This window comes from Nostoc sp. DedSLP03, assembly GCF_034530815.1.
In the GTDB taxonomy this organism is placed as follows: Bacteria; Cyanobacteriota; Cyanobacteriia; order Cyanobacteriales; family Nostocaceae; genus Nostoc.
In genome coordinates this window covers 42,624-61,469 of record NZ_JAVRCK010000032.1, presented here as the reverse complement: position 1 = coordinate 61,469, position 18,846 = coordinate 42,624, and the positions used below count along the sequence as shown (strand labels likewise).

General features: G+C 44.1%; 11 protein-coding genes. 1 reads left to right on the top strand and 10 read right to left on the bottom strand.

All coding sequences use genetic code 11. From position 1 onward, the window contains the following. Positions 1–148 precede the first annotated feature (148 nt). The 10 genes from RM368_RS17040 to RM368_RS16995 all read right to left on the bottom strand — a co-directional run bounded on the left by RM368_RS17040 (position 149) and on the right by RM368_RS16995 (position 16,838). The gene (locus tag RM368_RS17040) at positions 149–1,510 is read right to left on the bottom strand and encodes an HlyD family secretion protein (protein ID WP_322695152.1); all 1,362 of its coding nucleotides are present in this window, start codon (positions 1,508–1,510) and stop codon (positions 149–151) included. 39 nt (positions 1,511–1,549) lie between these two features. Further along, positions 1,550–3,790, bottom strand: a complete 2,241-nt coding sequence (locus RM368_RS17035) for a peptidase domain-containing ABC transporter (protein ID WP_322695151.1) — start codon at positions 3,788–3,790, stop codon at positions 1,550–1,552. A gap of 373 nt (positions 3,791–4,163) precedes the next feature. Next, positions 4,164–4,484 carry a beta/gamma crystallin-related protein gene (locus RM368_RS17030; protein WP_322695150.1) on the bottom strand — a complete coding sequence of 107 codons (321 nt, stop codon included), beginning with the start codon at positions 4,482–4,484 and terminating at the stop codon, positions 4,164–4,166. Positions 4,485–4,793: 309 nt separating this feature from the next. Then, positions 4,794–5,135, bottom strand: coding sequence for an AraC family transcriptional regulator (locus RM368_RS17025; protein ID WP_322695149.1), 342 nt, complete (start codon positions 5,133–5,135; stop codon positions 4,794–4,796). A gap of 118 nt (positions 5,136–5,253) precedes the next feature. Then, a complete protein-coding gene (locus tag RM368_RS17020; protein ID WP_322695148.1) occupies positions 5,254–5,811 on the bottom strand; it encodes a DsbA family protein in 558 nt (185 codons plus the stop codon). 223 nt (positions 5,812–6,034) lie between these two features. Continuing rightward, positions 6,035–6,664, bottom strand: a complete 630-nt coding sequence (locus tag RM368_RS17015; RefSeq protein WP_322695147.1) for a response regulator transcription factor — start codon at positions 6,662–6,664, stop codon at positions 6,035–6,037. A gap of 8 nt (positions 6,665–6,672) precedes the next feature. Beyond that, a complete protein-coding gene (locus RM368_RS17010; protein WP_322695146.1) occupies positions 6,673–12,963 on the bottom strand; it encodes a PAS domain S-box protein in 6,291 nt (2,096 codons plus the stop codon). An 851-nt stretch (positions 12,964–13,814) separates the two neighbouring features. Then, positions 13,815–14,075 (bottom strand): hypothetical protein, encoded by a 261-nt coding sequence (locus RM368_RS17005; protein WP_322695145.1) that lies wholly within the window; start codon positions 14,073–14,075, stop codon positions 13,815–13,817. A gap of 364 nt (positions 14,076–14,439) precedes the next feature. Next, the gene (locus tag RM368_RS17000; RefSeq protein ID WP_322695144.1) at positions 14,440–15,954 is read right to left on the bottom strand and encodes an MlaD family protein; all 1,515 of its coding nucleotides are present in this window, start codon (positions 15,952–15,954) and stop codon (positions 14,440–14,442) included. A 101-nt stretch (positions 15,955–16,055) separates the two neighbouring features. After that, entirely contained in the window at positions 16,056–16,838 is a 783-nt protein-coding gene (locus RM368_RS16995; RefSeq protein ID WP_322695143.1) for an ABC transporter ATP-binding protein, read from the bottom strand. A gap of 798 nt (positions 16,839–17,636) precedes the next feature. Between RM368_RS16995 and RM368_RS16990 the strand changes: the two genes are divergently transcribed. Next, the gene (locus RM368_RS16990; protein WP_322695142.1) at positions 17,637–18,695 is read left to right on the top strand and encodes a low specificity L-threonine aldolase; all 1,059 of its coding nucleotides are present in this window, start codon (positions 17,637–17,639) and stop codon (positions 18,693–18,695) included. Positions 18,696–18,846: the final 151 nt, after the last annotated feature.

Genomic DNA, 18,846 nt, shown 5'->3' with positions numbered 1-18,846 from the left:
TATGACGGTTTGTTAGATTCTTATGGTGTTAGCGAATCTGCTTTGGTGTGATTCTTTCGTCTTAATCTGGTATAAACATAAATTTTCTACGTTCCGCGAACAGTGGAAAAGTGAATTTGAATCTGGAGCGATCGAATAATTTGAAAACCTATAGGTCTGCCATCAGCCTTGCTTTTCTGAGCAAGAATGTCAGCACCGTCTCTTCACGGGCAATGATATCGACTCTTCCTTCCATCCCCGACTGAATCACACATTGGTGTTGTCTGTGTCCCAGCGATCGACGCTCTGGGGCGATCGTCACCTCATAGAAGGCAGGTGCAGTCCTGCTTTGTTCGGCATCTGGAGCGGCTGCATTGGCTCTTGGTTTAACAGTATCTTCCGAGATGCGGCTGACGTGACCGTTCAGGACACCATAATCCGGATAAGGGCAAGCAGAAACCCGCATCTGTACCCGTTGACCGGGTTTGAGTTTGCTTCGATCCTGCGGCGACACGGCTGCCTTTACTTCTAGTGACGCATCACTCGGAACAATCTCGGCGATACTCTCGCCCACTCGCACTGTCTGCCCTGGATTGCGTAAATGCAGATTGGCGACAATCCCGTCTGCGGTAGCGGCGATCGTGGTTTGGCGGAGATCCAGCTCGATTTGTTGGAGTTCGTGGTTGGTTTGCTTTAGCTGTTTGTCGATTTCAATCCGCTGCTGCACCAAGGCTGCTCGCTCTTTGGCTAATGCCGCGAGGTTTCCCTGACCGCTGGCTTGCTCTTGAGCGATACGCTCAACCGCCATTACCACTTCCGCATGGCTGGGATTGAGCGCTGCTTCAGTGCGCTGCCGTTTGGCTTTAGCCGCTGCGACTGCCTGTTCTTGTTGCTGTACTGCCAACTCTACTTCCTCTAGCTGATCGCGGGAGAGCGCACCCGCTTCAGCCGCCTTTTGATAGCGGCGCTGCTTCGTCTGGGCGGCTTGTAGGGTGGCGATCGCCTGCTTCACCGTTGCCTCTGCCTCCTTCAGATCCGCCGCTGTTGTCACCTGTCTTTCTTGATAGTCCCGATCGCGCTGGCTCCGCTCTGCTTGGGCCGCTGCTACAGACCGATCGACGCGATTGGTTTCTGCCGCAATCTGACGATTGAGGGTACTAATTTGAGCATTAATTTGCACGAGCTGGAGTTGGGCTTGCTGACGAGTGCTTTGCAGCTCGCTCTTTTTCGTTTGCAGGCGAGCATCATCGATCGTGGCGATCGCCTCTCCCCGTTCTACGAGTTGATTCTCTTTGACTAAAATTTGCATCACTGCACCTTCGGTAGCGGCTTGTACCAACCGCAATTCTCCTGCCGGGCGAATTGTGGCTTGCGCTTTGACAGTCATTTTGTAATGCGTAACTGCACTCAGCGTCATGCCAATCCCCATGATGCCGACGATCACCAATCCTCCAATCTGTGTCCAACGGCTGATGGGCGGCAGGAATTCATTGTCTCGAATCGGCGGTAGAAAGTGAATCTGTTGAGTCATCAGGATTCTCGCTGGAATAAAAAAACTGGAACGAATTAATCAATGCATCGTTGCAATATCTGTTGTAATATTCTTATGATGTCCATTACGATACTCATCAGCCGACGGCTTCACGAACTGTTTTGCATCCCATACGTTATCATCCAGGAAGTCTAAGTGAGAACCTGCCTGCTGCCGCAGATCGGCCGGCGTTCCTTGAATTTTCAACCTGCCTTGTTCGAGCATGACCACCCAATCGGCACGCTGAATTACTTTCGGACGGTGGCTGATCAAAATCGTGGTTTTCCCCTGGCGGTGATGAAGCAGGCGATCGAGTAATTGTGCTTCACTGACTGGATCGAGCGCCCCGGTCGATTCATCTAAGATCAAAATCGGCGGGTCACTCACCAGGGCACGGGCGATCGCTAATCGCTGCCGCTGTCCACCGGAAAGATTCGCCCCAAATTCGCCCAGCACCGTCTGATATTTGTCGGGTAAGCTGCTGATAAATTCATCGGCTCCCGCAAGCTGACAGGCGTGGACTATTTCTTCAAACGAGATATGGGGATAGCTAAAGTGAAAGTTGTCGAGAATCGATCGGCTCCAGAAATGGGGTTCCTGGGGAACGAGGACAACCTGCTGGCGCAAACAATCGAGCGATAGATCCTGCTGATTGAAAACACTGTAGCGGATATTGCCCGATTGTAGCGAGTATAAACCTGCCAGCAACTTGACGAGCGTACTTTTGCCACAGCCCGACTGACCCACCAGAGCGATCGTCTGTCCACCAGCAAAGGTCAGGGAGAAGTCTTGCAGCAGATCGACTCGTCCAGCGTGGTGGAAATTGAGGTTTGTGCAGGTAATATCTGCTGTATCGGGTATATTTGCCCAGGGCTTTTTCTCGTCGTGGGCATCTTCGGGCGTAGCGTCGATCACTTCTGTCAGGCGCTGAATCACGACTTGGGCTTTGAGGAATTCGTCGATCAGTTGGATTGCTGAACTGAGAAAGCCCAGCAAATGACCGCTCATGCCGCTAAACGCCAGCAGTTGACCCACCGACATCGTTTGCCCAATCACTAGATAACTGCCCAGCCAGAGGACAGCAATACTCGTCAGGGTAGACAGTATATTCGTGATCGTGCTGCTATATAACTCCAGCTTCATCATGCCCCAGTCCAAATTTGCAAGGCGACCATAGTTGCTCTGATATTCCTGCCAGGCTTGAGCGGTCGCATGGGTGGTTTTGAGGACTTGCACCCCGCGAAAGGTTTCCACCAGAAAGCCCTGATTTTCTGTGCCGGAGACGATTAGATTGCGCGTTTTTTGGCGCAAGGCAGGCACAAACAGCAGATTGACTAAAGCAGTCAGGGTAAAGGCAGCTAGAGAGGCCAGCGTGAGTTGCCAGCTATAAAACAGCATGAAACCTAGAGAGATCAAAGCAATGAAAAACTGACTGGGCAAGCCCAGGACAACTTCGGACACCAACGCATTAATCGCATCAATATCGTCAATTCGGCTGACTACCTCGCCGCTGCGCCGTCCCTCAAAGTAGCTTAAGGGCAAATGCAACAACTGCCGTCCATATTCCAGAACCAGCCCAAGCTGCAAACGTTGCCCAAAGTGACCAATCAAATGAGCCTGCACCAGCCCGATCGCACTGCTAAACAGGTTCATGACAATTACTCCAATCGCCATAGTTGTCAGCAATTGCAGATCGCCCCGCACCAGTACATCATCGGTGAGGAGTTGCATCATCAGCGGCGAAGCGAGAGAGAGCAAACCGATTGCCACATTCAGTCCAGTCGCTTGAGCCAGCAGCCAACGATAAGGGAGTGCTCGCTGAATGAATCGTCCTAATCCACTGACCGTATCTTCTGGCTGCTGATAAAAGCGATTGTCGTCGGGTAACAGCAATAGCATAATGCCGTTACTCCAGCCTTCTACAAGTTCACGACGGCTGAGATATCGGATTCCCACACCCGGATCGGCAATGATATACTGCTTGCCCTTTCGCCCATGCAGCACAATCCAGTGATAGCCTTTCCAGTGGATAATTGCAGGTAGAGGGGCTCGATCTAGGCGATCGAGAAAATCATCAGTGGCTTTCACCTGCCGCACATTAAAACCTAATGCTTCTGCACCCCGACTGAGTCCCAGCAGCGAGGTGCCGCGCGAACCCGTGCCAACGGCTTCACGGATGCGGCTGATGGCGAGGGTGCGTCCGTAAGTTTTGGCAACGGTGGCAAGGCAAGCAGCTCCGCAATCTTCTTCGCTATGTTGTAATACACTAGGATATTTCATGGCTGAGTTCTCAATGGTGACGCAAATATTTGTTTAAACGTCACTCAATTTTGGATTTTGGATTTATGATAGCGGAGCGTTAGCGAGTCCGCGAGCGTCTTTTGGATTAACCTTTCCTTATAAAGAACAGGCTTAAATATTGAATTTTTTTGTTTTATTCTCCGTTTACCTTGAGCGAAGTCGAAAGGTGAACCCAGAAGCTTGAAACCAAATATTTTAGATTTCAGATTTTCATTTAATCTAAAATCTAAAATCGCCTTAATCAAGGAATTTTTGAGTTTGAAAATCACCTCAAAAATTCCTTAAATTTAATTTTGAATTGCGTGATATCCCGTAATTCAAAATTGGTAAACTAGTAGGCTAGAGAGTGGGTTTAGCCGATGCTTCTCAGCGAAGAAATCTGGTTGTCGAATCTTCCCAGGCGGCTAGCTGTTTGTCCGGGACGTAGGCTAAAGCGGCTTCCTGAGTTGTTGAAACCAGTGTAGAATACCCAGGTTTTCCGAGTGTTGTTGCGGATCGAGGAAATGACATTATTCAATCCCACAGAGCGTAGATTGCGTGTAGCCTGCACATCTCTTCGTGCCCCTCGGAAATTAGAACCTGTGTAAACCAGAATGCCACCTTGAACCGCAGCAGCAGATTCCTCGTTGATATCTTGAACGGTGTCGATCGCGTACAGATTGTTCGTAGTCATGATGTTTTTCCTTTTAATTGAAAGTAATTGAAGCACGTGTCGCAAACAACTAAAACCGTTATGGAAATAATTGAAATGGACACATTACAACTCTGAAGTAAACAGTGGCTCACAAAATCTTTGCGACATCACCACTTGATTTACTAACTAAAGTGTACTGAGTCCTAACAGTCAATTTCTTTCATATTCTTATGATGATTGGACATCTCCAAAAATGATGTAAGGGCGAACAGATGTTCGCCCCTACCAAGGATTTCGGATAACGCAGAATTATTTTCTAGAGATGTCTATTATCAAATTCTTATAGTGTTAACGAACTTGCTTCGGAGTCATTCCAGTCAACCGCTTAAACTGCCATGTTAAATGGCTTTGACTGGAGAAGCCGACTTGTAAAGCAATGTCTGCAATTGCTAAGTCCGTTTTCGACAGCATCAATTTCGCCCGTTCGACTCGCTGTTGAATCACATACTGGTGGGGTGGGATTTTTGTAGCCTGTTTGAACAAACTGGCAAAGTAGGTTGGACTAATGTTGATGACCTCTGCAATCTCAGCCAGTAACAAATCTCGATCGAGGTGAGTATTGATATAGTCGAGTACTTGTTGCAATTGGGTGCGTGTTAAGCCTCTGTTCTTAAATTCAATTGTTATCATGATTCAAAAGATGGCAATTTTGTTCAACAAAACAGGCAAAAGCTAGCCATCGAAATTAGATAGCTTACTAGCACTAATAAATAAGTCAGATATAAATTGGGAATAGGGATCGAAGAGCTTAGTGACTTGCAGCAACAATGGCTGCCATCAACTCTGTCGTTTTCCAGCGCCCGGTATACCGAATTCCATTGATAAACAGGGCTGGGGCAGTCGTTACTTTACTGTGTATTCCGCCTTCGATATCTTCATTGATGCGATCGACATGCATTTGTTTAGACAGATGTTGCAAAAATTGGGAAATATCCAGTCCGAGACGATCGGCATACTCGACAAGATAGCCGTTTCCCAACGCTGGTTGATGGTCGAACAAAGTATCGTGCATTTGCCAAAACTGACCTTGGGCGGCGGCAGCTTGTGCTGCTTGAGCCGCACGTTGAGCCTGAGCATGAATCTGGATCTGTGGAAAATGACGGAAGATGAAACATAAATAGTCCTCTCCAAAAGAAACATGAAGCTCTCGCCGGATGGCTTTAATCAGCCTGTAAACGTCCGCGCTTTTAGAACATTGATAGTCCCCATACATCACCAGCACCACGGCAGCACTCAGCACACCTTGAATACGATCTTGGGTTGAAGCTGGCACAAATAGGGAACTGTGGCTATAGTCGTCGCTCATCTTTCTACATCTGTACAAGCAAACTGGAACCTTGCAATTAAGTTGCTCAGTCAATTTACTCCATCACGATTTATATAAATTCAATATATGCAATTGACTTGAAGTTGTCGTCTACAATCAGTTAAATTTTTTACAGTATAAATTGATAGAGCAACCATTCCATCGTAGAGTGGAAGCTTGGCTCTAACTCAAGTTAGAATCCGAATTCCATCGCAAGTACACCCTATAAACTGACAATGCCGCGTTTAATGGCAACAATCACGGCTTGGGTGCGATCGCTTACATCTAACTTATTCAAAATCCGATTCACATGAGATTTAACAGTGCCTTCACCGATACTCAAAGCAGCCGCAATATCAGCATTACTCATCCCCTGCGCCATTGAACGGAGTACCGCCAGTTCTCTTTCACTCAGTTCTGGATTGCTGAGGCGCTGTACCAATTTTGCTCCCACATCAGGCGGAATATACTGCTGACCCCGATGAATGGTGCGAATGGCATTCAGAAGCTCGTCAGGTTCAGTTTCTTTCAACAGGTATCCTTTTGCTCCTGCCTGCAATCCCCGATAAATATCTTCGTCACTATCATACGTTGTCAGTACAATAATCCGAGCAGCTTTAGCGGTAGCACGAATTGCAGCGATGGCGGCAACTCCTTCAACTTTAGGCATTCGCAGATCCATTAGCGTTACATCCGGTTGGTGTTCCCGAAATAAGGCGATCGCCTGTTCCCCATTTTCGGCTTGAGCAATCACCGTCATATCTGGGTCACGGCTAATAATCGTGGCTAATCCTTGCCGAAAAATCGCATGATCGTCCGCAATCAGAACCCGAATTGTAATGGCTTGGCTCATCGTGTGACTCACTCCCGACTGACGGTGACAATAATCTCTGTTCCTCGCCCAGGTTGACTCCCAATTGTCAGTTGTGCGCCGATGCGCTCTGCCCGTTCGCTCATGCCTAACAAGCCAAAACCATTAGAGGATGGAACACTTCCAACTCCAAAGCCCTGCCCATTGTCTTTCACGCGCAAGCAAAACCGATCGCGATCGTATACTAACTCCACTCGAATTTCTTCAGCATTGGCGTGTCTAATAGCATTGGTTAATGCTTCTTGCCCAATCCGCAGTAGGTTATTCTCTACTTCAATGGGTAGAGAATACACTGCACCCTCGATCTCATAATATAAAGTGGTATCAGTTGCGGCAGCTCTGGTTTGAGTTACCAGACGATGTAAAGCGCTCTGTAAACTGCCCTCCTCCAAAAGCTGAGGACGGAGCGCTATCACCGATCGCCGCGCTTCAGTCAGTCCAGTTCGTGCCAATTCTTTGATCAGGTCTAGATGTGCCCCAGTTGCTTCTAAATCATCCGTTAGCACCTGGTTTGCAGCTCCTACCTGAGCCAGAATGCCTGTAAACGCTTGGGCTAGTGTATCGTGAATTTCGCGTGCCATGCGGTTGCGTTCTTCCAAAATTGAGGCGGTTTCTGCTTGCTTAAGAGCCGTAATATCTCGCGAGAGCCAAATTACCTGCTCGTCGCGGAACGGCGCAATGCGAGTTGAAAACCAGGTTTCTCGTCCATTCAGAAACATACTGTACTCGACTGTAAGAATTTGTTGGGTTCTCAGCACCTGCTGAATATACTCAACAAATTCATCGGCTTGTTGCTTTCCGATTTCATGCACGGTTTTACCAATCATCTCCTCAATGGGTTGATATAGCAGATGCGGCTCCACTGCAATCGCTTCGAGGATTCGCCCTTGGGCAGTCAGTACAAATAATAGATCGGGAATTGCTTGAATTAAAGTCCGTAGCTCTGTCTCTGAGGCTTGTAGGGCTTCTTCTACTTGCTTGCGATCGCTAATATCCGCAATCACTCCTTCCATGCATTGATCGGCAACATTCGGACGAGCAGAGTAAAGTGCCCAAAACAATGTTCCATCCCGTTTTCGCAACTGCACTTCAAAGTTTTGCAGTTTACCATCGCGGTTAAGTAATTCCAGCGCTTGCTGGCGATCGCTGGGATTTACATAACAGTCTACACCATGTAGAAGCCCAATCACCTCTTCCGGTGAATCGAAGCCAAATAGATTCGCAAAGCGTTGATTAGCATCAAGAAATAATCCATCCGAGAGGCGGGCGCGGAAGATACCGACCTGTGAGTTTTCAAAAATGTTGCGAAACTTAGTTTCACTGCGCTGTAGGGCTGCCTCGGCTTGTTTGAGCTGGGTGATGTCATTGCCAACAGATAAAATTTCCACTACCTGTCCCTGTTCATCCAAGATTGCTTGATTTGACCAGGCAATCCAAACTCGTTTACCGTCTCGACACAGGTTTTCATTCTCGGTTTGCAGGTAAGATTCAGGCAAGTGAGATTCAACATTTTCAAACAGATTGTGGACAAATTGTTTGAGATCGCGTCCAGAGGTTTCGGTTTCTGGAACGATCGTTTCGAGTAAAGTCCGCCCTAAAATCTGATGTTTTTCATAGCCAAAGAATTCCAGCCCACAATCGTTCATGTATCGAATTCGTCCTTGCGTATCACAGCAAAGGATGATCGAATTTGCAGTTTGTACTAGATTGCGATAATTCGCTTCACTTTGTCTTAATGCGGCTTCGGTTTGGATGCGCTCATTGATCTCCTGTTGTAAGGCTTGAGTTCGCTCTTTTACTTTCCTTTCCAGTGTTTGGGCATAGTCTTCTAACCGTTCATACAGTCGAGCATTTTCCAGCGAAATTGCTGCTTGAGCAATCAACAGTTTGAGGACTTGCAAGCGATCGCTGGTAAACACTCCGGTACTGAGATTGTTCTCCAGATAAAGAATGCCGATAAGCTGACTTTGCTTGAGAATTGGCATACACAGGAGCGATCGCGTCTGCTGGCTTTGAATATACGGATCAGTCAAGAAAGACGGTTCACTAACTGCATCATCAAACACCAGAGTTTCTTGAGTGCGTTCTACCGAGTGAATAACGGAGACAGGAACCGTTGCACAGCCAGCAACAGTAGTCTTTTCCAGCTTGCCCTGTCTACTCCCACTGTATTGAGCCACCATAGTGAGCCGATCGTCTTCTAAGAGAATTAGAGCGCCTGTTTCGGCTCCTGCATTTTCTATCACTACCTGCATCAACGTTGCAGTTAATCGATCGAGATGGATTATTTCTGAGAGGGCTTGAGCCGCTTTCATCACCGCAGCCAGATCGATCGTCGCTGTCGGACGACTGATCGTTTCATCTGTCACGATTGGATTCGATTGCCGAACCAGATTAGAGTTGAGTAGTTGCGGGTAGCGTTTTTCCAAGTCTTTAACTTTAGCGGTTGCGCCCCAGCGATCATAGCAGTAGTGGGCTTCTTTCATGTAGGTTTGGGCAATTTTTTCTCGACCTCGCGCTAGATAATGTTTAGCCGCTAATTCATAAGCCAATGCTTCTTCTTGGATAAACTCATTTTCAGAAGCACCTGCGATCGCTCGTTCATAAAGCTCTTCAGCCTCAAGAAATCGCCCTAAGACTCGCGCTTTCTCTGCCTCGACCAGATGAAATTTATGGAGATAATTCATTGGAGCGTGATCTGCCCATTTTTGCGTCTTTTCTTGGTTAGTCTTAACGCAACTGAGCCAGGCTGCTTTTTCAAGACTTGAAGCCTCAACCATTAAGCTCAAAAGTGTTAGAGAATGATATAAGCGGAATAAAACTATAACCGATGATATTGCTTCTACCTCTTCTAAATACTGCCTTGCTACCACAGCGGTTTGTGCAGCTTGATCATACTCTCCAAATAGGTAGCACAATGTAATCTTGTTAAAATAGAAGAAGCGAATTCCATTTTTGTCTTTAATTTCAATAGCGTGCAATAGTGCTTGCTCTTCATCATATACACTACCCGTTAAACGGCTGGGATTCTCAGACCTACCTAATAGATTAAGGATTGCCTGCCACAACCCTGCAATCCAATTAGAGGGATTTTTTCGTCTGATTTGTCTGATTGCTTTGTTATAGGTTGCCGTTTTTTGTTCCAGTTGGGAGAGTTCCTCACCAACAAAAAACGAGCGATAACATGCGTTATATGCAGCATAACCAGCGAATTCAAAGTCTCCGGTTTCTACTCCATTTTGATAAGCATCAACTAGAAATGGTATTGTTTCCCTAATATGTACCTTCCAATGCATAACATGGGCACTCGATACCATTAATGCTTTAGCATTCCCTGTTTTGGTATTGAATCGTTCTGCCAGACTGAGAGCCAATTTGCCAAATTTGTAACCAAGTTCAATGTCTTGAACAACTCCACATAGAACAAGCCCGTAGTCAGCATAACTCATTGGCGACAAGGCAGCATTGCCGTAGCTGATTGATAAATTTACCATTCTGCACGTAATTAGTATCATCAATGCTGGTGACACAAGAAATGCAGTACCCGCGATATTTGCCAGGATTGACATTGCTGCTAGCGGTTCTGGTGCAATCATCTCTGGTAGATGAATTAAGTCTTCAATTTCTCGTCCAGCTAATAGTGCAGCCGTTGACTCCAATTCTCTTTGAATATCTACCTGATCTGGATTTTCTATTAAATCTACTCCTAGGAGCTTTAACACTTCCAGTCCAATTTTAAGTGCTTCTTTTGAGTTGCCCTGTGACAAGTATCCTTGAATTTTACTATCGTAAATCTGCACTTTATCGATCGCTGTCTTTGCGCGATCGAGTACCACTTCAACGAATTGTTCCATTTCACTAAAGCGACCCTGAAGATATGCCGCTCCTGCTGCTTCTGAATACAGCGCTAAGGTGAGGTCATACTCACTCTGCCAACTCTCTGAATTGAGGAGTTGAAGCCCTGTCGTGAAATACTGAAGTGCTGCTTCATAAGCTGTTGCTATCTTCGCTTTCTGACCTGCCGTTAAATTCAATCTGGCAATTTCGGTTCGTTCTGGTTGAGCAGTGACAAGCTCAATTCCCTGGTTGAGATGATCCACAGTTTCAAACAGTCGCTCTGACAGTTGCTCTGGCGACATTTTTCCTAGTAGATTGCGCCCGATCTGCAAACGAACCACTTGTTTTTGCGACTCGTCAATTAAGGCGTAAGCCGCTTGCTGGACGCGATCGTGCAAAAACTTATAGTTTTGAACTAACAAGTTTTCGTCTAATTCAGATATAGGTTGAATTAATCCAGCTTGGATTGCTGCTAGTAAATCTTGGAAAATCGCTCTTAGCGATCGCTCATAAACGATTGCTAAAGTTTCCAAATCAAATTCAGCTCCAACACAAGCGGCTAGACGGAGAATTTGGCGTGTTTCTTTTGGTAATTGCTTTAACTGGAGCAGCAGCAACTCCACCACATTCTCAGTGATATCTTGCGCTTCAATCTGGGCTATGTCCCACTGCCAGCTTAACTGTTTTGCATCAAAAATCAACAGATTTTCGCTATACAGCATTCGCAAAAATTCACCGACAAAAAAAGGATTGCCCTCGGTTTTACGTAACACTAATTGGGCTAAAGAACGAACAGTGTCAATATTGTGGTGTAGCGTCTCGGCAATCAATTGACTCAATGCTTCTAAAGTTAAGGGTTTCAGGATTATTTCCTGAAGCACTACCCCTTGTTTTCGCAATTTTTCCAGTGTTAATACCAGTGGATGCGTTGGATACACTTCGTTATCTCGATAGGCTCCAATTAAAAATAGGAATTGAGTCTGCTCGTCGAGTAATATTAGCTCGATTAACTTCAGCGTCGCTGAGTCGATCCACTGCAAATCATCTAAGAAGATTACCAGGGGATGTTCTTTTGAACAAAACACCCGCACAAACTTTTGAAAGACTAGATTGAAGCGATTCTGTGCTTGGATTGCGCCAACTTCGGGTACAGGCGGCTGCTTGCCAATGATTAACTCAACTTCTGGGATTGCATCAATGATGATTTGTCCGTTGCTTCCCAATGCCGTCAGCAGACGATCGCGCCACTGTTGCAACTGCTCGTCGGGTTCACCCAGTAGTTGCTGCACCAATTTTTGTAGGGCATGGGCGATCGCGCTGTAGGGAATATTACGCCCGAATTGGTCAAACTTACCCCAGATAAAATAGCCGTGCTTTGCTGCGATCGGTTTATAGAGTTCCTGCACCAATGCAGATTTGCCTACTCCCGCGTAACCAGAGACTAGCATCATTTGAGCATTTTCTTCATTTCCTCTTTCGGCTACTGTGTCAAACGCCGCCAATAATGCTGCAATCTCTGCTTCTCGTCCGTACAGTTTTTGGGGAATGTGAAACTGCTGGGAAATATCTTGAAGACCTAATTGGATGCGATCGATTTGACCGCTTTGGGCAAATTGGCGATCGCTCCTTTCTAAATCCGCCTTAATTCCCCAGGCACTCTGATAGCGATCTTCCGCATTTTTCGCCATCAGTTTCATGATTATGTCTGAAACTGCTTTAGGAATCGCTGTATTCAATTCGTGAGGCGGAACAGGCGATTTGGCAATATGGCAATGAACTAGCTCCAGTATGTCTGTTGTCGGGAACGGTAGCTGTCCAGCGAGCAGTTCATAGAACGTTACACCGAGCGAATAAAAATCGGTGCGGTAATCGAGCCAGCGATTCATCCGCCCCGTTTGCTCAGGAGAAATGTAGTCAAGTGTACCTTCTAATACATGAGGACTTTTGAAGGTTGGATTTGTGCGATTAAATCGGGTGGCAATGCCAAAATCAATGATTTTAACCACACCCGTATCTGAATTGAAGACGATATTGCCAGGGTTGATATCTTTGTGGATGATATTAGCGTGATGAATTCTGCCTAGAATCTCTGTAATGTCAATGGCTAATCTGAAGAAATTGGATAAGGGCATGGGGCAGAATCTTTCTTTTCGCTGCCGCATCCATCTCTCGATAGATTCTCCACCAAAATCTTCTAAGAGAATAGCGAGTGTGCGTTGATAATCTTGCTGGCTATACGCCTTGACAACTCCTGGGAGATTCAGGGAGCGCGTAATTTCATATTCCTGTCTGTAGCAAGTTAATTCTTGGGGAGAGGGGTAATTTTGCTTGAGCAGTTTGACGATGAGCGGGCGATCGTCTTGCTCTCTGATACCTCGATACACCAGAGATACCGCACTCTCATAGATCTTGCTGTGGATGGCGACTCCAGGTAGGGCGATCATATAACTCTCTCCCGATGAGTGTCATCAGCTGCATTATAAAGCACATGTGTCGTTTGCCAAACTCCAAAAGATAAAACAATTGGGCAACTTTGCCTGGTGCTGGCTTTGCTAAACGGCTCGCCCTCTAGGGGCAAAGCAAGGCAAAAACACCCAATATGTAGACTTAGACAGAAGAAGAGAGCGTGTTTGCATTCCTTCTATCTACTCGTTTTATTTACCTAAAGTGTAATGACTTCCAACGCTCAACTTCTTTGGTGATTCTTACAACAATTAATTTATCAGATTCTTATGGTGAAGGGCCATCAGTGAGAGGTTAAGATAATTGCACATTTGTCAAGAAGGTGCAGGAAAAGGTGATAAATCTAGCTTTGAGACTGGCTTTCGCAGATATTTAACCACGCCTAAGTCTTGACGTGAGTTCGACGGTTAGAAAAAGCCAAAAAAGCTTGCCATGTATATATTTGCACAATTGGGTATTGTTCAGGCGATGCCTGCGGCGGGCTGCGCCTACGCTACGATTGATTGAGAATCTGTGAAAAAGTGACAAAAAAATGCCGAGACTAAAAATATCTAAGAAAAATTAAGGTCTCGGCTATGTCTAAAGCGTATTTTACTCCAATATGCTTGGGTTAAAGGTTATTGGTGTAGATAATTAGACTTGTCCGAAAACTCCTCGCGCCAGACTGTTCAAAGCTTTGAGACAAAACTTTGATATCTTCGTAAAAACGGAGTCATAAGGGTTTGATATAGTTAGTGATAGTTTAGAGGCATAAAAATAAACTCCTAATTTAATAAAATTTACGATCGCTGCTAATAGCTAAGTTGGCAGAACTAAGCTACCAATTCTAAGCCTAACTAACCCACAAACTGTTAAAAAATGTTGGCATCTGTCTAAGATAAAATAGGCATAAACATACTTGTTCTTCGATTGGTAACAATTCTTTGCAACCACCACCAGCTGCATTGATTCTAATTTCCTGGCTCTCCTGTTTAGCTTTGATGTCTTGGTGTCGTTTGAAAGCAAAATTTAGCAGTGATTCCAATTGTCCGTAACTAATCCCTAAAATCTGTTTTGTTCTTAATGGATACTTTTGGATATAATCAAAAACCATAACTAAGCTTGAAAAATGGTAGACACTCAATTCTACGTTTTACCATTTTCCTTTTCCTAAGTTAATATTTCGGACAAGTCTTTTATATCTGGGTAAAAGACTTATATCATGTCCGGCTAATCACTTAAGATTGCCGTATCTGTGCAAAAATCCCAAAAGTCTCTTTCCCCCTGCCCCCTAAATGATAAGTCTTCAACCGGACATGATATTAGCTTGTGTATCTCACTTTCCTTGAAATCTGCTGTATCAATAAGCAATGGGTTTTGTAAGCTGAAAACTCTACTATGCAGATAATCGACACCTTTCAACGTTATAGTAAGTGGTGTCGATGAGCTTCAATACATTCACCTAATAGTAAAATATTTTACTTAAAATTCTCAGCATTTCTGCTATGCTCAGGGTCAGCAGTGAACGTAGCCGAAGGGTCAAGCTGTATTGCCTCTTTCTCCGTCTCCAGTTGCTCTCGTTGCTTGCTGTACTCCCGCAGCTGCTTCAAAAGGTTTTCTTGGGATGAATTCGGGATAGACGGACTAGGAGTTGGTTGAAGGTCGGTGTCGGTACTTGCAAAATTAGCTGCTGAGGGATTTATTTCGTCGACTGGTAGCGACTTGTCATTAAACATCGCCTGTTGGGTTGGTGCTGGGGCAGGAATTAAATTCTTTGGTTTGCTCACAGCAGCTTTCACCGAATCTAGAGTAGCGGCAACTTGCACTTGTTGCTGCATCTGTTGTGTAGAAGATACTAAACCACTTAAACCATTTACCAATTGCCGCAGATTTTTACGGAAATTGGGATCGCCTGTCAATTCATCTAAATCAGATGTAATTTTTTGGGTATTTTCAAAGGTTACTCGTGCTGAATCTAAAGTTTGTTGCAGCAACACCGCATTCTTTGGATCGTTTAAGCTTTTAGAAGCATCACGTAAATTAGCTGAGGCTTGGGCTGCATTTGCTGAAAGCGCTTCTAAATTGTTGAGTAATTGTCCTTGAGTCAATCGATTGACTGATGGTGATAAGCTACTGACTGTAACACGCAATTGGTTGCTGGTTTCGGTGATATTGTTCAACGCACCAACTAGCGTTGACCGATTTGTTGTCACCAAATTATCCAAGTTGTTCAGCAATCGATTTGCTTGAGTTGCAGTTGCACCAAATTTATTTACTGTTTGATTTGCAGATGCATTAAGTTGGTTTGTTGCCCGTTGCACTGAATTAGCCGTAGCGGAAAAGGTAGCAAGTTGTAGTTGTAAGCTTTTGGTCAAACCTTGTAAATCCTGACTTAGCTCAGTAAAACTGGATGCTGCACCTGTGGTAGTTTCTAGAACTCTATTGACATTTCGATAAAATTTTGGATCGTTGTATGCACCAGCTAGCTCAGTTGAACTGCGAATTAGTGCATCAACACTGATGCCAACCTGACCTTTTAACCGAGAGCCATTACAGACGATGAGGCTGGTATCACAATTTTTATCTAGGGGTTTAGCGATCGCAACCCCAGGAGGTAAGGTTGTTCTTGGTGTGATGTCAATAATACTTTCGCTAATTAATCCGCTTTGATTAGCTTCCACCACGACATTACGGGGGATAATTAGGTCAGTTTGGGCAATTTCAATCACTACATCAATGGCATTTGCCCCTGGTCGAACCTGAGAAATAGTTCCTACCTTAACGCCACGGTAGCGAACTGCTGCTCCCTTTTGCATTCCGCCAGCGTTGGCAAATTCTACAATCATTTTGTATGAACGGCCAGCAGCAGTGAATCTATTTAACCACAGAAAGAGTAATCCAAATACCCCTAGTCCTAGCAGGAGTAATAACCCCACAGAACCTTCTCTAAATGTTCGCCCAGACGCGAAGCGACTTGTCATAAGACCTCGCATTTTTTTGCCTCCACCAACAACCAATAACCAATTAGGAGTTAGGAGTTAGGAATTAGGAATTAGTAGTTAAATTTAACTCCTTACTCTTCACTTTTAAGTTTCTAGCCGGCGACTTTAATCGGGCCTTGAACACTTCCACTGATAAATTGTCTGATCAAGGGATGTTCTGTGTTGTATATTTCACTAACTGTACCTTGCCACTGCACTTTTCCTTCATAGAGAAATATAAGTCTATCAGATGTACGGCGGATAGTGCTGTCCTGGTGAGTAACAACAGCATAAGTACTACAAACTCCATGTAGACATTGCAAGTGGCGGATTAAATCTTCGATGACTGTCGAGGCAATGGGATCGAGTCCGGCGGTTGGTTCGTCGTATAGTAGAACTTCTGGCCCTTCATTGGGATTATCAGGGTTAGACATAATCGCACGGGCAAAACTTACCCGTTTGCGCATTCCCCCGGAAAGTTCGGCTGGGTAGAGGTCGCCTATTTCTGGCAAACCTACCATCTCTAATTTTTCGTTTACCAAATCTCGGATGCGCGATCGCGGCAGCTTTGAATTTTGATAAAGTAAAAATCCCACATTCTCCTCCACTGTCAGCGAATCAAATAGGGCCGCCTGCTGAAACACCATACCAATGCCAACCTGCTGGCCACCATCCTCAATCAAACCCTCTCGCCGCACTCCTTGCACATAAATTTCTCCTTCATCAGGACTAAGTAACCCCGCTATTACTCGTAAGATAGTTGATTTCCCAGTCCCTGATGGTCCAATAATACCCAGTGCTTCTCCCCGATAAATAGTTAAGTCTACATTATCTAGAACTTTATGGCTACCAAAGGACTTAGAAACACCTTTTAGTTCAATCAATGGTTCAGTCATTATTTATTTAGTCACTTGTACTGAGCGACTCGTGCCGACTTGTGCCGAGCGAAGTCGAGGTAGTGGAGCCGAGGTAAGCCGAAGTATTGGTCATCAATCGTTGGTCATTAGTCAGTAGAAAATAAACAAATGACTACTGAGAACTAACAAAGGACAAATATGCCCAATAGTGATTTCATAGCGATCGGTAGGACATTGTATAGTGTATTATAAGTAAATAATTAGCATTCTGATTAGCAAACTTTATTTTTTTAGCATAATATTTAGTTATTGGCGATGTTTCTCGTCTCAAAATATCCTTAACGCCAAGCTGACTAAGACACCGTAGTAATTAAACATCTCAGTGATGTGAGAATAAAATTTCAGTTTTCTGTAGACATCAGCAAAGTCATTTATATATTATTAATATCCTACTTAACTTTATAACGATTCAGGTTAATACAAAATAGAAAAATCAAATGTAAGTTTTGAAAACTAAAAGGTTCAGACTCGCTATTTTTTCTATAAGTCACAAACCTTGTTTTTCATTAATTATGAACTATAGTTATAAAAAATAGCTTCCTGCTATCCAAAGTTATTGTAATTATACCGTTTCTTTGTAAAACTGCATATATTTACCCCTTACCAAGAGAGGACTACAGGGGAGTTTGATTATATGCATTTTAATGCAGAATTAGTATTAGCATAATGATTAAAAAGCTGGAAAAACTAATAACATTACTAACTAAGAGATTTGGCAAAGTCCAAAATTATTTACTAGAATTGTAATAATTACTGTTAAAAATAAAAAAAGAAATTATGAGTAGCCCATTAGAACAGTTTGCAAGTGATAATTCTTCTGGTATTTGTCCTGAAGCACTGGAATATATGATTAGGGCAAATCAAGGTAGTGTTCCAGCTTATGGAAATGATGAATGGACTCAAAAAGCAACAGATTATTTTCGGGAACTCTTTGAAATTGATTGTGAAGTATTTTTTACCTTTAACGGTACAGCCGCAAATTCTTTATCTTTAGCTGCTCTTTGCCAGTCATATCACAGCGTCATTTGCCATGAGACATCTCATATAGAAACAGATGAATGTGGCGCACCGGAATTTGCATCTAATGGCTCTAAATTGTTACTTGCTCACGGTAAGAATGGCAAATTAACATCAGAGTCTATAGAGTCACTTGTCACCAGACGTACTGACATTCATTATCCCAAACCTAAAGTTATTAGCATTACGCAATCAACTGAATTAGGAACTTTATATTCTATTGAAGAACTTTTAAGTATAAAAGAAGTTGCAAACAAGTATAACTTAAAACTTCACATGGATGGCGCTCGTTTTGCCAATGCAGTTGCTGCTATGAATAAAAGTCCTGCTGAAATTACTTGGAAAACTGGAGTGGATGTATTATGTTTTTGTGGTACCAAGAATGGAATGGCATTAGGTGAAGCCATTCTTTTCTTCAATAAAGCGCTAGCAGAAGATTTTGATTATCGATGCAAGCAAGCAGGCCAGCTAGCTTCAAAAATGCGATTTATTTCGGCTCCTTGGTTGGGTTTACTAGAAACTGGTGCTTGGCTAAAAAATGCTAGACATGCCAATCAATGTGCTGAATACTTAGAAAATCAACTATTAAACATAGAAGGTGTTGACTTGATGTTTCCTAGAGAAGCCAACGCCGTATTTGTAAAATTACCTGAAGAAGTCATTCACAGCTTAAAAGCCAAGAACTGGCAGTTTTATACATTTATTGGTGTGGGAGGAGTACGTTTTATGTGTTCTTGGAACACTACTCAATCAAGAATTGATGATTTGATTAGTGATATTAAAAATGCAAGAATAAATGGGGGAAAGGGAAAGGGTTAAAGGGGAAAGGGATAGAATTAATTTCCCCCTAGCCTTCAATCTTTCCCCAATATATTGCAAAATTTACTTTTGCAATATGTCTTATATGTAATCAAGCAGGCATGATATTACTTCTTGACAAAAATTAAATATGGAAAATCTCAAATAATGA